The organism is Streptomyces sp. NPDC006476 (genome assembly GCF_040612015.1).
Lineage (GTDB): Bacteria > Actinomycetota > Actinomycetes > Streptomycetales > Streptomycetaceae > Streptomyces > Streptomyces griseorubiginosus_B.
Map to the genome: position 1 here is coordinate 22,775 of NZ_JBEXPK010000051.1, position 14,246 is coordinate 37,020.

At 73.7% G+C, this 14,246-nt stretch carries 11 protein-coding genes; 3 read left to right on the forward strand and 8 right to left on the reverse strand.

Translation table 11 applies throughout. The features are described from left to right. Nucleotides 1-15: 15 nt before the first annotated feature. From ABZZ74_RS38535 to ABZZ74_RS38545, 3 genes are all read right to left on the reverse strand, one after another. Nucleotides 16-3,117, reverse strand: coding sequence for a carboxyl transferase domain-containing protein (locus tag ABZZ74_RS38535; protein WP_356773145.1), 3,102 nt, complete (start codon nt 3,115-3,117; stop codon nt 16-18). A gap of 65 nt (nt 3,118-3,182) precedes the next feature. Further along, nucleotides 3,183-3,872, reverse strand: coding sequence for an HAD family phosphatase (locus ABZZ74_RS38540; protein ID WP_356773147.1), 690 nt, complete (start codon nt 3,870-3,872; stop codon nt 3,183-3,185). Between the two features lie 40 nt (nt 3,873-3,912). After that, nucleotides 3,913-4,389 carry an Lrp/AsnC family transcriptional regulator gene (locus ABZZ74_RS38545; protein WP_356773149.1) on the reverse strand — a complete coding sequence of 159 codons (477 nt, stop codon included), beginning with the start codon at nt 4,387-4,389 and terminating at the stop codon, nt 3,913-3,915. A gap of 213 nt (nt 4,390-4,602) precedes the next feature. On the opposite strand from ABZZ74_RS38545, the gene ABZZ74_RS38550 reads away from it, so the two are divergent. Both ABZZ74_RS38550 and ABZZ74_RS38555 read left to right on the forward strand, forming a co-directional pair. Next, a complete protein-coding gene (locus ABZZ74_RS38550) occupies nt 4,603-6,066 on the forward strand; it encodes an FUSC family protein (RefSeq protein WP_356773151.1) in 1,464 nt (487 codons plus the stop codon). A gap of 123 nt (nt 6,067-6,189) precedes the next feature. Beyond that, on the forward strand, nt 6,190-7,224 hold the full coding sequence (locus ABZZ74_RS38555; RefSeq protein WP_356773153.1) for a lactonase family protein: 1,035 nt from the start codon (nt 6,190-6,192) through the stop codon (nt 7,222-7,224). Nucleotides 7,225-7,306: 82 nt separating this feature from the next. Here ABZZ74_RS38555 and ABZZ74_RS38560 read toward each other — a convergent pair whose 3' ends face one another. The 4 genes from ABZZ74_RS38560 to ABZZ74_RS38575 all read right to left on the reverse strand — a co-directional run bounded on the left by ABZZ74_RS38560 (nt 7,307) and on the right by ABZZ74_RS38575 (nt 11,204). Continuing rightward, complete coding sequence (locus ABZZ74_RS38560; protein WP_356773155.1) at nt 7,307-8,230, reverse strand: hypothetical protein; 924 nt, start codon at nt 8,228-8,230, stop codon at nt 7,307-7,309. Between the two features lie 142 nt (nt 8,231-8,372). Next, nucleotides 8,373-9,371 carry a BadF/BadG/BcrA/BcrD ATPase family protein gene (locus tag ABZZ74_RS38565; protein WP_356773157.1) on the reverse strand — a complete coding sequence of 333 codons (999 nt, stop codon included), beginning with the start codon at nt 9,369-9,371 and terminating at the stop codon, nt 8,373-8,375. Continuing rightward, the gene (locus tag ABZZ74_RS38570; protein WP_133046836.1) at nt 9,368-10,045 is read right to left on the reverse strand and encodes a uracil-DNA glycosylase; all 678 of its coding nucleotides are present in this window, start codon (nt 10,043-10,045) and stop codon (nt 9,368-9,370) included. The genes ABZZ74_RS38565 and ABZZ74_RS38570 overlap by 4 nt, the downstream gene beginning before the upstream one ends. Nucleotides 10,046-10,118: 73 nt before the next feature. Then, on the reverse strand, nt 10,119-11,204 hold the full coding sequence (locus ABZZ74_RS38575) for an exo-alpha-sialidase (RefSeq protein ID WP_356773159.1): 1,086 nt from the start codon (nt 11,202-11,204) through the stop codon (nt 10,119-10,121). A gap of 269 nt (nt 11,205-11,473) precedes the next feature. On the opposite strand from ABZZ74_RS38575, the gene ABZZ74_RS38580 reads away from it, so the two are divergent. After that, nucleotides 11,474-12,058: a hypothetical protein gene (locus tag ABZZ74_RS38580; RefSeq protein WP_356773161.1), complete on the forward strand. Its 585-nt coding sequence runs from the start codon at nt 11,474-11,476 to the stop codon at nt 12,056-12,058. A 156-nt stretch (nt 12,059-12,214) separates the two neighbouring features. Here the strand turns inward: ABZZ74_RS38580 and ABZZ74_RS38585 are convergent, their stop codons facing one another. Further along, nucleotides 12,215-14,218 (reverse strand): HEAT repeat domain-containing protein, encoded by a 2,004-nt coding sequence (locus ABZZ74_RS38585; RefSeq protein WP_356773201.1) that lies wholly within the window; start codon nt 14,216-14,218, stop codon nt 12,215-12,217. Between the last annotated feature and the right edge of the window lie 28 nt (nt 14,219-14,246).

Consider the following 14,246-nt stretch of genomic DNA (forward strand, 5'->3'; position numbering starts at 1 on the left):
TCCTGGTGACCGTGTTCACCAGGTGTCGATGAACGGACGGTGCCCCGGGCGGGGGACGGGGCACCGCTCCAGCGCCGCCAGGATCCATCCGCGCGACCCGGCCGGGTCGATGACCGCGTCGATCTCCAGTGCGGCCGCCGCGTTGACCGCCTTCCCGCGTTCGTACAGCTCGGCGACCCGCTCCTCGAAGGCGCGGACACGCTCGGCCGGGTCCTCGATCGCCGCCAGTTCCTTGCGGTAACCGAGCCGGACGGCACCCTCCAGACCCATCCCGCCGAACTCCCCGCTCGGCCAGGCGGCGGTGGCCAGCGGCGCCCGCGTGGAGCCGCCCATCATGGCCATCGCCCCCAGCCCGTACGCCTTGCGCAGCACCAGGCTCACCAACGGCACCCGCAGATTGGCCCCCGTCACGAACAGCCGCGCGAAGTGCCGTACGGTCGCGGTCCGTTCGGCGTCCGGGCCGACCATGAAACCGGGGGTGTCGCAGAGTGAGACCACCGGCAGCCCGAACGCGTCGCACAACTGCAGGAACCGCGCCGCCTTGTCCGCCGCGTCCCGGTCGATCGCCCCGCCCAGGTGCGCCGGGTTGCTGGCCAACAACCCCAACGGCCGCCCCTCGATCCGCACCAGGCACGTCAGCACCCCGACTCCGAACCCCGGCCGCAGCTCCAGCACCGAGCCGATGTCCGCGAGCCCCGTGACCGCCGCCCGCATGTCATAGGCCCGCCGCCGGTTCTCCGGTACAACGTGCCGCAGCAGCCGCTGATCCGGTGCCTCCCAACTGCCTTGCTGGTCCTGGAAGTACGACAGATACCGGCGCGCCACCCGCACGGCCTCCGGCTCGTCCGCCGCCACCACGTCCACGACCCCGTTCGGTACCTGCACCGACAGCGGCCCCACCTCCTCCGGCCGGAACACCCCGAGCCCACCACCCTCGATCATTGCGGGCCCGCCCATCCCGATCGTCGCGTCCGGCGTGGCGATCACCACGTCACAGCAGCCCAGCAGCGCCGCGTTGCCCGCGAAGCACCGCCCCGAGACGATGCCGACCAGGGGCACCGTGCCGCTCAGGCGCCCCATCCGCTGGAAGGTGGTCACGTCGAGCCCCGCCACCGACGTGGTGTCCGTGTCCCCGGGCCGGCCCCCACCGCCCTCCGCGAACAGGACGACGGGCAGCCCTCGTTCCTCGGCGAGCTCCAGCATCCGGTCGGTCTTGCGGTGGTTCTGCAGCCCCTGGGTGCCGGCCAGCACGGTGTAGTCGTACGACATCACCACGCACCGCCGGCCGTCCACGCGCCCGGTGCCGGTGACCATGCCGTCGGCCGGCGTCGAGCGGATCAGGTCCTCCAGGGAACGGCGGCGGCGCTGGGCGGCGATCGCGAGGGCGCCGAACTCGGTGAAGGTGCCCGGGTCGCAGAGGTCCTCGATGTTCTCCCGGGCGGTCCGCCGGCCGAGCGCATGCCGCCCGGCGACCGCCTCCGGCCGGTTCTCGTCCAGCCCGACGGCGTGCCGCTCGATCATCTCGGCGAGATCGGGACGCACGGCGTCGGGATCGGCCCGTTCCTCGGCGGCTGCGCCCGCGTCCGCGCCGCTCACCTCGTGCAGCGTGGCCAACGGAGAGCCCTCGCCGACCGTTTCCCCCACCCGCGCGTGCAGCGCCAGCACCACTCCGGAGCCGGGCGCGCGCACCATGTGCTCCATCTTCATCGCCTCAAGCACCAGCAACTGCTGTCCAGGACGCACCGGTTCACCGGGGGAGACGTCGACGGAGACGACGGTCCCGCTCAGCGGCGCGACGACTGCGCCCTCCACGGAGGGGACTTCGGGGCCGACGACCGTCCCCGCCACCTCGCCGACCACGCCCGTGTGCGCCCAGAAGCGTGGCCGTGCCAGCAGCTCCCGCAGCAACGGAATCCCCGTCCGCACCCCCTCCACGCCGAATTCACCCAGCGCCCGCCGGGCCCGGGCACCCGCCGCCTCGACACCGCCGTGCGGGACGTGGGCGATCACCTTCGCGAGCAACGGGTCGTAGCGCAGGCCCACTTCGGCCCCGGCCCGGATCGCGGTGTCGACGCGGACGCCCGGCCCGGTCGGCACGTCGAAGCGGGTGATCCGCCCCGCCCCTTCGCCGTAGACCCGTGCCTGCACGGCGAATCCGCGAGGACGAGCGGGCGGCTCGGCGAGCCCCAGCTCCCCGAGCGTGGCTCCGGCCGCCACCCGCAACTGCACCTCCACCAGGTCGACCCCGGTGACCTCCTCGGTGACCGTGTGCTCCACCTGTAGCCGAGGATTGGCCTCGATGAACCAGAACTCCGCGCCCCGGAAAAGGAATTCGAAGGTGACCAGGCTGGAACAGCGGGCGGCACGGGCCAGCCGCAGCGCGCGGTCGAGGATCTTCTCCCTCACGGCGTCGGGGAGTTCAGGGGCGGGCGCGATCTCGATCAGCTTCTGGTGGCGGCGCTGGGCGCTGCAGTCCCGGTCCCAGAGGTGTGTCACGGCGCCGGTGGCGTCCCCCACGACCTGCACCTCGATGTGCCGCGCCCCCTCCAGCAGCCGCTCGGCGTACAACGCGTCCCGCCCGAAACCCTGTTGCGCCTCCGAACGGCACCGCTCCCATGCCTCGTCGAGCTCCTCTGCCCGCCGCACGACCCGCATCCCGCGACCGCCGCCCCCGCCCACGGCCTTCACCATCACGGGCCCGTCCGTCAGCAACTCCCGTGCCCCGTCCGGCCCGTCGGCCCCGTCCAGCACCGCAACCCCCACTTCGACGGCCAGCTCCCGGGCCCGGGTCTTGTCCCCGAACACCGCCAGCACTTCCGGCGAGGGGCCCACGAACACGATCCCCGCCTCCGCGCAGCGGCGCGCGAAGTCCGCGTCCTCGCTCAGGAAGCCGTAACCGGGATGGAGGTAGTCGCAGCCGGTGCTCCGGGCGGCGGCGAGCAGGGCGCCGCCGCGCAGGTAGCCGCTCACCGGTACGGACTCGTCGGCGAGCCGGGCATGGGCGTCGTCGCCCTCCTCGTACACGGCGACCGTACGCAGCCCGGCCTCCGCCGCTGCCCTCAGCACGCGGACGGCGACCTCCCCGCGGTTGGCGACGAGCACGGCGGCAGACCCCATGGAACCCTCCAGGCAGCGGACGTCATCGACCGGCCCGATCATGCTCATCGACGCCGTTGCCGCCGTCAACGCGCCGATCGCACCAGCCAGTCGTGCGCGGCCCTCGCCGTGAACTCCGGCTGGCCGCCGCGCAGGAGCAGGTCCGCGGTGGCGAACTGCGGGGCGTCGGCCTGCGCGATGAGGTAGGGGACGGCGATGCAACGCATCCCGGCCGCGTGCGCGGCGGCCGCGCCGGGTGCCGCGTCCTCCACCACCACGCAGTCCGCCGGGGAGGCCCCGAGGCGCCGGGCGGCCTCCAGGAAGACGTCCGGCGCGGGCTTTCCGTGGGGCACCTCGTCGGCCGAGACGACCGTACGCAGATACGCGTCCAGGCCCGTGCCCGCGAGGATCGCCTCGATGGCCTCCGGTGACGAACCCGAGGCCACGGCCATCGGCACGTCCTCGGTCGCGAGCAGCTCCACGAACTCGCGCATCTCCGGGTACACGCGCGTGGCGGTGCGGGCCAGCAGCAGATAACGGCGGTTCGTCGCGGCGAGCAGTTCGTCGGCGGGGGCCGTCAGGCCGTACTCCCGCTTCCACAGCTGTGCCGTCTCCTGCGTGCTCACGCCGACGTACCGCTCGTGCTCGGTCCAGGTGAATCCGGGGACACCGTGCTCGGCGAGGGTCCGGCGGCTCGCTTCGTAGTAGTTCGGCTCGCTGTCCACGAGCGTTCCGTCGAGATCGAAGATGACCGAGAGAGTGCCGAGCTTGCTCATGCGCCCAGCATGGCAAAGGTCATGTCCGGCATGGCAAAGGTCATGTCCGGGCCGACCGGCCGATCGACTCGACCAACGGCAGCAGCCGTTGCGGAACGCGCTCGCGCAGGGCGACCTCGGTGCGGGTGCGCACGACACCGGGCAGGCTGATCAGCTTCTGGATCACGTCCTCGAGATGGGCGTTGTCCCGCGCCACCACCCGGGTCAGCAGATCGCCGCCACCGGTGATGGAGAAGGCCTCGACGATCTCCGGGACGGTGGCCAGCGCGTCCCCCACGTCGTCCAGGTGCCCTTGGGTGACCTCGATGTGGACGAACGCGAGGACGGGGTGGCCGAGGGCGGCAGGGGAGAGCACCGGGCCGGTCCCGGTGATCACGCCGTCCCGTTCCAGCCGGTCGAGACGGGCCTGCAGCGTGCCGCGGGCGACGCCCAGGATGCGGGCGTACTCGCGCACGCTCGTGCGGGGCTGCTTGAGCAGCAGCCGCAGGATGCGGGTGTCCAGTTCGTCGACGGCCATCGGCGGGCTCTCCTCGTGCCTGGTCCGTTGGCTCGCCCGTGGCCGCCCCCGAACCGTTCTCGCTGTACCAATGGCCCAGCATAGGCGGAGCCGCTTGAGCCAGGAGCGGGGCGGATGCTGCAATAGGCGCGTCGATGGCGCTGCGGACCCCGCGGCGCCTTTTCCATGCCGTGGTTCGCCGCGGCTCGCCGTGGTTCAAGGGGGCGGGAAGCAGTGCTGAAGCGGGTGTTCGTGGCTCCTGATCCGGGGCGCGTCCGGCTGCGGTTCGCCGGCCGGGCCGTCGTCGGCATCGGTCTCGCCGTCGTCGTGTGCGCGCTGGCCGGACTGTCCCTCGTCGGCGCCGTCACCGGCGGGCTGGCCGCGCTGCTCGCCCTGTTCACCGTCGCCGACGCCACGGTCCGCGGACAGGCCGTCACCACCGCGCTGCTGCCCGCCGTCGGCCTGCCGGTGCTCGCCGCCGCGGCGGAGCTGCACGACCACCCGGTGGCCCGCGACCTCACCTTCCTCGCGGTCGTCGGCGCCGGCGTGTACGCGCGCCGCTGGGGCCCGCGCGGACACAGCCTCGGCGTCTTCGCGTTCATGACCTTCTTCGTGGCCCAGTTCCTGCACGCCACCGCCGCGCGGCTGCCCGAGCTGTCCGCCGCCGTCGTCCTGTCCCTGCTGAGCGCGGCGGCGGTGCGGTTCGGCCTGTGGTGCTACGAGGACCGCATGCCCCCCGCGCCCGCCCCACCGGCCGGCACCGGCCTCGCCCGCGTGACCACGCGCCAGGCCGTCCAGGCGACCGCCGGCGCGGGCTTCGCCCTGGTCGTGGGCCAGTTGGTGTCCGGGCAGCGCTGGTACTGGGCCGTCGGCGCCACCTGGTGGATCTTCGTCAACACCGCCTCGCGCGGCGAGACACTGGTCCGAGGCTTCCGCCGGGTCCTCGGCACGGTGATCGGCATCGGCCTCGGCGTCCTGATCGCCGTACCGGTGGACGGGGCCGGCCTGCCCACGGCCGTCCTGCTCGCCGGCTGCGTCTTCGGGATCTTCTACTCGGCGGCCGTTTCGTACACCTGGATGATGCTCTGCGTGACCCTCCTCGCCGAGCTCCTCTACGGCCTCCTGGGCGTGCTCACCCCGGGCCTGCTGGCCCTGCGCCTGGCGGAGACCGGCGTCGGCGCGCTGGGCGCCGCGCTCGCCGTCCTGTTCGTCCTCCCGGTCACCACGCACCTCACCACCGACGCCTGGATCCAGCGGGCCCTGCGCTGTGTGCACGCCTGTACGGCGGAGGCCGCGGCCCGCCTCGCGGGCTCCCCGGACGCCGACCCCGCTTCCAGGGTGGCCGAGCTGGAGCAGCTGCTGGGTCGTGTACGACTGTCCGTCGCCCCCCTCGTGCACCCGCTCAACCCGATGCTCGGCCGCAAGCGACGCGCCCGCCGGGTACTGGCCCTCCTCGACGACTGCGCCCGCGAGATCCGCGGCCTGGTCTCGGTCGCCGCCGACCCGGAGGCCTCCCACGACGCCCGCCTCGCCGCGGCCTGCTGGCGCGTCGAGGCCGCGGTCGAGGCCCTCACCGGCGACGGAACCCGCCAGGTCGCCCTCGCGCCCGAGCCCCCCGCCGCGGGCGCCCTGGCCCACCTGCACGGCGTGGAACGCGCCCTCGCGGAACTCGCCACGCCCCTGCGCACACCGTCCTGATCCCCGCCGGCCGGCGCCTGAACATTCACCCGCACGACAGGAACAGTCCCCACTCTGGTCTAGACCGCACGTGATCGACTGCTACCGTCACCCCCAGCGGCACAGAACCGAGAGGGGACTGCGGTGACGGATGGCGGCGAGCGGCGGCGGAGGGCCTTCATCGGGTCGTTCACGGCGGCGGGAGGGCCGGGGATCGTGACGGCGGCCGTGGCCGCGAGCGGCGGCGCGCTGACCGCCCTGAGCAGCGTGGACGGCGTACCCGACCCGTCGTACCTGGCCCTGGCGCCCGGCGGGGGCCTCCTGTACGCGGTGAGCGAGACCAGTGAGGGCGCGGTGGCCGCCTACCGGGTCGCCGAGGACCGGCTCGAGCGGGCCGGGGCGCCGGTGCCGGTCGGCGGGCAGGGCCCCACTCACCTCAGCCTCCACGCCGGGCACGTCCTGACCGCCAACTACGGCTCCGGCAGCGTCACCGCCGTACCGCTGCGTCCCGACGGCACCCTCGCCGACGCCCCGTCCGCCGTGCTCCGGCACACCGGATCCGGTCCCCACAACCGCCGCCAGCAGGGCCCGCACGCCCACCAGGTGCAGCCCGACCCCAGCGGCCGCTGGGCCGTCAGCGTCGACCTCGGCACGGACTCGGTGCGCGTGTGCGCCCTGACGGACGGCGAGCTCACCGTGCACCGCGAGATCGCCCTGCGCCCCGGCTCCGGGCCCCGCCACCTGGCCTTCCACCCGGACGGCACGCGAGCGTACGTCGTCAACGAGCTCACCCCCACCGTCACCGCCTGTCACTGGGACGCCGAGGACGGCACCCTCAAACCGCTGACCGAGACCCAGGTACTGCCCGCCGCTCCGGCCGGCGACGCCTACCCCTCGGGGATCGTCGCCTCGCCCGACGGCCGCTTCGTGTGGATCGCCACCCGCGGCGAGGACGTCCTGTCCACCTTCGTCATCGAGGGCGAGGAGCTGCGGCTGATCGGCACGGTCTCCTGCGGCGGCCACTGGCCCCGCGACCTCACCGAGTCGGAGGGCTTCCTCTACGCGGCGAACGAGCGCTCCGGGGACGTGACCTGGTTCGCCGTCGACCCGGACACCGGTCTGCCGCGCTACGAGGGCTCGATCGAGGTGCCGGCCGCGTCCTGCGTCGTCCTCGACTGAGCCACGCGGAGACGAACGCCGAAGGGCCCGGCTCCGGACAGCGGAGCGGGCCCTTCGGCAGTGTCACGTCGTGCGGTACGGATCAGCGGACCGGCGCTCCCTGCGGCTGCTGCGGGGCGATGCCAAGGGTGGTCGTGTACTTGGCGAGCGCGAGCTTGCCGATGGCCGGGTAGGGGCCCAGCGCCTCGGCGGCCGCGCAGCCCGCCTCCTTGGCCGCCTCCTCGATCAGACCGGGGTCGATCTCCGGCCCTATCAGGTACGGCGCCAGCGCCAGCTGCTGCGAGCCCGAGGAGCGCAGCTGCTCGGCCACGGAGGCGATCGAACCGTCCTGGTCCAGGGCCGCCGCCATCACCGGCACGGCGAGGCGCGCGGCGAGCAGCATGCCGGTGATCCCGGCCGCCTGCACGGCCTCGTCACCGCCCACGGAGGCCAGGATGATGCCGTCCGCCGCGGTCGCCACGGTGAACAGCCGGGCGCGGTCGGCGCGGGCCAGCCCCGCCTCCGACAGCCGCACGTGCAGCGCCTCGGCCAGCAGCGGGTGCGGGCCCAGCACATCCGTCAGGTCGGCCGCGACACGGCTCTCCATCACGGCCTGGCGGATCCGGCGCAGCAGCGCGCTGTCGGGGCCGGCCAGCAGCGGCACCACGACCGCCACCGGGCCGTCGGGCTCCTTGATGTCCAGGCCGGCGGCCTTGGCCTGCTCATAGCGGGCCGTGCGCTCCTCAGCGGCGTGCGCCAGCACACCCTGGAGCGTCGGGAACTCCGTGTCGTCCCCGTCCAGGTACGCGATGCGCGCGTCCAGACCGGGGAGCTCGGAGCGGGCGATGCTCACGACCTCCTCGGCGAGGCCGCGCGTCGCGGTGCCGGGAGTGCCCGGCACCGCGAGGACGAGCGCGGGCGCGCCCTCGGGAGCCGCCAGCGGCTCGGGTCGGCGGTGCCGCCCGGGCTGGCGAGGTCGCGGCATTCGTACTGGCAGGCCGGACGCGGGTCCAGTGGGGGAGCTCATGGCGACGCATGTTACTGGCTTCTTGGGCTCTCCCGTTCGGGGAGGGTGCAGGTGAGCGGTATCCGTCCTGTTTTGTCTGATGAGTTACGCCGGAATCGCCGGTGATCGCCGTGCGAACCGGGCGCATTGCGGAGCCTTGGGATCAGTCCCCCTTTGCGGTCACCACGGACAACATCGTCGCGTCACCCGGCAGGGTGAGCGTGCCCGCGGCCAGGTCGGCCGCGATGCGCAGGGCGCCGCTCAACGGATCACCGGCAGCTGCCACCCGCCGGGCGTTCGGCAGCGCCCTCGTCAACTCCTTCTCCAGCGGTACGAGGAGGGGGGAGCCCAGGTTGAACACGCCCCCGGTGACGGCGACGTGCGGCTCGCCCTCGGCCGGGCACACGGCCGCCGCGGACTCGGCCATGTGCCGGGCGGCCGCGCGCAGGATGCCCGCGGCCACGGCGTCGCTCCCTGCGCAGGCCCCGACCTGGGGCGCGAAGGAGGCGAGGACGGCGGGCCGGTCCGTACGGGGATAAAGGCGCCCGGGGATTCCGGACGCCGGGCCGAACAACTCCTCGGCGCGGGCCAGCAGTTCCGCCGATCCGCCAGGCCGCCCGTCGTGGGTGCGCAGGGCGGCCTCCAGCCCGGCCCGGCCGATCCAGGCGCCGCTGCCGCAGTCGCCCAGCAGATGCCCCCAGCCGTCCGCGCGCCGCCAGCGCCGCAGATCCGTACCGACGGCGATGAGTCCCGTGCCGGCGGCGATCACGGCACCGGGCCGCGTCCCGAGCGCACCGGTGTACGCGGTGACCGCGTCGGCGGCGAGAGCGACGGCCGGAACGCCGAACTCCGCGCGCAGCGCCGCCGGAAGCCCGGCACGCAGGTCGTCACCGAGGGTGGCGAGCCCGGCGGCCCCGACAGCGGCCGCCCGCACCTCCGAGACCCCGCTGTCGGCGAGCAACGCCCGCACCAAGGGCACCAGTCGCTCCATGAAGTGCCCGGCGTCGATCCCCCGCACCCCGGTCCGTACCGGCCCCGCCGACTCACGCTGCCCGAGCACGGCACCCTGTCCCGTGGCCACGACGACCCGCAGCCCCGAGCCCCCCGAGTCGACGGCGAGAACACCGGCCGAACCCCGCTCGCCGGTGCGCCCGCCGGTCACGGCAGACGCCAGTCCACCGGTTGGCCGCCCATGCCGACCAGCAGGTCGTTGGCGCGGCTGAAGGGACGGGAGCCGAAGAAACCGCGGTCGGCGGACATGGGGGAGGGGTGGGCGGACTCCACCGACGGGAGGTTGCCGAGCAGCGGGCGCAGGTTGCGCGCGTCGCGCCCCCACAGGATCGACACCAGCGGCTTGCCGCGCCCGGCGAGGGCGCGTATCGCCTGCTCGGTGACCTCCTCCCAGCCCTTGCCACGGTGCGCACCCGGCTTGCGGGGCGCCGTCGTCAACGCCCTGTTGAGCAGCAGCACCCCCTGCTGCGTCCACGGCGTCAGATCACCGGTGGAGGGCTGGGACAGGCCCAGGTCGGTGTTCAGCTCCCGGAAGATGTTGATGAGGCTGCCCGGCAGCGGACGCACATCGGGAGCCACCGAGAACGACAGCCCCACCGCGTGTCCGGGCGTCGGATACGGGTCCTGACCGACGATCAGGACCCGTACGTCGTCGAAGGGCTGTTGAAAGGCCCTGAGGACATTCGGGCCGGCCGGGAGATAGGTGCGTCCCGCGGCGATCTCCGCCCTGAGGAAGTCCCCCATGTCGGCGATCCGCCCGGCGACGGGTTCCAGGGCCTGCGCCCAGCCCGCTTCGACGATTTCATGCAACGGTCGTGGTGCCACGCGCGTCACCCTACTGCCGTACGGGCAGCGGAGATCAACCGGTGGCCAAGGCCCCCCGTTCCCCCCTGACGGCTCATCCGACCACCGCGGCCCGCACACACAGGACGTCCGGCAGGTGCGAGGCCAACTGCCGCCAGCTGTCGCCGTCGTCGGCCGAGGCGAACACCTCGCCGTTGCGGTTGCCGAAGTACACGCCCGCCGGGTCGGCGTCGTCCGTGCACATCGCGTCCCGCAGCACCGTGCCGTAGTGGTCCTCCTGGGGCAGGCCCGCCGACAGCGGCTCCCAGGACTTGCCCGCGTCCTGCGTGCGGAAGACCCGGCACCGGCGATCGGCCGGCACCCGGTCCGCGTCGGCGTTGATCGGGAACAGGTACGCCGTGTCACCGTGCCGCGGATGGGTGGCCGCCGCGAAGCCGAAGGTGGACGGCAGTCCCTCGCCGATGTCGGTCCAGTGGCCGCCCGCGTCGTCGCTTCGGTACACGCCCCAGTGGTTCTGCAGATACAGCCGGTCAGGGTTGGCCGCGTCGCGGGCAACCTTGTGCACGCACTGTCCGAACTCCGGGTTCGGATCCGGCAGGAACACCGCGGAGACCCCGGAGTTGGCGGGCGTCCAACTCGCGCCGCCGTCCGTGGTCTTGAACACCCCTGCGGTGGAGACCGCGACCGTCACCGACCGCGGGTCGCGCCGGTCGGTGAGGATGGTGTGCAGGCCCTCACCGCCGCCGCCGGGCACCCACTTCGACCGGGTGGGGTGCTCCCACAGCGGACGGACCAGCTCGAAGGTCTCCCCGCGGTCCTCCGAGCGGTACAGCGCGGCCGGCTCGGTGCCCGCGTACACCACGTCGTCCTCCGCGGCGGCCGGATGCAGCTGCCACACCCGCTCCAGCGAGGCGCCCGTGTCCTTGGGGAACTTCACGGCCGGCTGCGGCGGTTCGGTCCAGGTGCGGCCCAGGTCGTCGGAGTGGAAGACGGAGGGCCCCCAGTGCGAGCTGTCGCCCCCGGCCAGCAGGCGCGGGCGGCCGCCGCGGGTGTCGATGGCCACCGAATAGACAGCCTGCGCGTTGAAGTACGGACTCTCGTCGAACTCCCACTCGTCCCCGCGCCTGCGCCCGATGAACAGGCCTTTTCGTGTGCCTACGGCGAGCAGTACCTCGGTCATGCCGATCACCTCCGCGACGTCTCTGTCCCAGACACCGGCCAGTCTGCACCCCACCACTGACAGTCACCTCCCAAACCGCGTCGTCGCAGGTCAGACGGCGACGGCGGGACGGACTCCGGGATCTTGTGGCCTCTTTCACGAACAGGCCCGCGCGAGCGGGGTACTCGTGCGACCGTCGAGACAGGGGGAGTCGCCCTGAGCATCAGGGGACCTTCGCCCGTATGGGAGGGAGGTCGGGGATCGTTGTGCTCATGAGGAGGATGCCTTCGATGGCGTTCCGTGGTCCGAAGGTGTGGCTGTGGCGCTGGCGGCGCAACCCGCTCAAGCGTCGCGCCGACACGGTGGAGGCCTGGGTCGTGCTGGGTGCCTGGCTGGTGACCGTGGTCGCCGGGGTACTGGCCGGTCTGGCGGCGACCCAGTCCGTCGAGCACGGGCTGGCCCGTGAGCGGGTGGAGTGGCGCCAGATCGAGGCGCGGCTCATCGAGAAGGCACCCGGGAAGGCGGCCACCGGCACCGGGACGGCCAGCGGGGACCAGGTCTGGGGCACGGTCCGCTGGACCGCGCCGGACGGCTCCGGCCACACCGGGCAGGTCCGGGTCCATCCCGGCAGCCCGGCCGGCTCCACGGTCGCGATCTGGTCGGACCGCCAGGGCCACCTGGTCACCAAGCCGGCCACCGCCTCCCAGGCCCATCTGCGGGCATCCCTGATCGGCGTCCTGGTCGGCATCAGCGCGGCGGCGGTCCCCTTCGTGGGCGGCCGAGTCCTGTGCGGCCGCCTGGAACGCCGCCGGATGGCCCAGTGGGACACCGAGTGGTCCCGCTTCGGCCCGCTGTGGGGGCGCAAGACACGGTGACGGGGCGACGAAGGGCACGTTGAAGCCGGTGCTCTGCGGCGAGTGCCAGTCGTGGGCGAGTGCCATGAGCGGTGGAGCGGCGCAGGGCAGGGCGACCGGGCGGCCGGCGGACGGCACTTGCCGTGGGTGGACCCTCGCCGCCCCGCTCTTCGTCCCCTACACCCCTCCAACCGCCCCGCGACAAACCCGCAGCAGCTGTTCGTCGGCGTGGATGTCGTGGCTGCCGTACCCGCCCAGCGCGGCCTGGTGCCGTCGCCTCGCGGTCAGTTCAGTGTGCAGCAGGTCGTGGAGGAGGGCGCCCTCGGGGCCCAGCTCCGCGACGCACGTGGCTATCGGGACGCGCGTGTGCGGGTTCTGGGCCCAGGCGGCCCGCAGGACGGGGACGGCCGGCTCCGGGTCCCCGCTGATGCGCCACACCGCGCACGCGGCCGCCATCCGCTCCCACAGTTCGTCGGATCCGGTCATACGGGTCAGCTCCGGCAGCGCGGTACGGGCCGCCGCTCCCAGGCGCCCCAGTGTCTCCGCCGCCCGTCTGCCCCGCCCGCTCGTCAACTCCCGCACCAGGACCGGCAGTACAGCAGCCGCGTCCCCCTCCACCGACCACAGCGCGCCGGCCGCGGCGACCGCGGACCCGGTGTCCAGCAGGCCCCGAAGCGCCGGGATCGCCGCGTACGCGCCCGCTCCGAAGGACTCCAGGGCCCGTACCGCCGACTCCACCACCGACTCCCGCAGCCGCAGCCCGTCAGGCACCCCCAGCAACAGCCGCAGCACCTCGGGAACGGACTCCGCGTCGGCGAGGGCCGCGAGCGCGGCCAGCAGGGGTGTCGCCCGGTCGTACGTCTCCGGGGAGTCCAGCGGGATGTCGCCGAGCCTGCGTCGCAGGGCGGGGGCGAGCGGGGTCGCGGCCGGTCCGAGATGGGTGATGACATGGCCCAGGTCGTTCGGTACCACCGGCCCGTCCAGCACCTCCGCCAGCACCGGAACGGCGCGCGCGTCGCCGCTTCTGGCCAGGGCCTTGACCGGGTCGCCCAGCGTAGGCGCCCCGCGCTCCCACTGGCGTACCCACAGGTCCGGACGGGACTCCACCAGCGCGGCCAGGTGATCGGCGGCGGGAGTGGCGAGTTCGAAGAGGTCTTCCAGGACGGCCAGTGCGGCCTCCCGCAACCGGTCCTCCGGTGCCGCCAGTTGGGCGCCGATCAGCGCCACCGGCTCCCGGTAGTCGGCACGCCACTCCCGCATCAGTCCCGGCGACATCCACACGGCGTTGACCCGGTCCGTCGACGCCGGACTGTTCAACTGCCCCACCAGCAGGGCGATCCGGTCGCTCACCCGGTCGTCGAGCGCGGAGTGCAGGGTCCGCAGCAGCTGGGAGCCCTCCTCGTCCGAGGGCCGCAGTCGCCGCAGATGGCCGACGAGCGTGTCGGTGTCGGGCCGGTCGGGCTCCTGTGACCGGCCCGACGGCCGCTCCGACCGGTCCCGCAGCAGCCGTACGACCGTGGTCACCAGGTCGGTCGGCAGCCGCTCGGGCGCGCAGCCCGCGAGCTGGCCGAGCGCGGCCAGCCGCAGTGCCGGGCCGAACGACGGCGCGCTCCGGGCCGTCAGCAGATCCACCGCCTCGGCGGCGTACCCCGGGTGTCGGCGGGCGAAGACGCCGAGGCTCTCGGTGAGGGCGAGCAGGACCCGGTCGTCCCGCTCGACGGTGATCCGCTCCCGCAACAGACCGAGAACGCGCTCCGGTTCCTCGAGAAACCGCACCAGCGCGCCGACCGCCGCCCGCCGCACCTCGGGGTCCTGATCCCCCGTCAGCCGGGCGAAGACCTCGGCTCCCGCACGGACCGCGGTGCACGCCATCGCGTAGGTGTCGGAGGCGGCCTCCCGGTCCTCGCCGTCCTGCCCGATGCTGACCAGGAGTTCCACGACGCCGCCCCGCTCCTCCACCGCCCTGCTCCCGACCAGGGCGAACAGGAAGGGAATGCAGGCCAGGGTCGAGTCGTAGACGTCACCCTGGTGGTGCACCGCGCCGTACATCCCGTCGAGCGCGATCTCCCGCTCGGCCGGGTCCGCCGAGGCCAGCCCCCTCAGCAGTCCGGGCACGTCCTCCGCGCTGCCGTACGCATGCCGCAGCGAGGCCCAGTCGACCTCGTCGATCCCCGTGAACACGTTGTCCTCCCCCAGGCGCAGTGCCAAC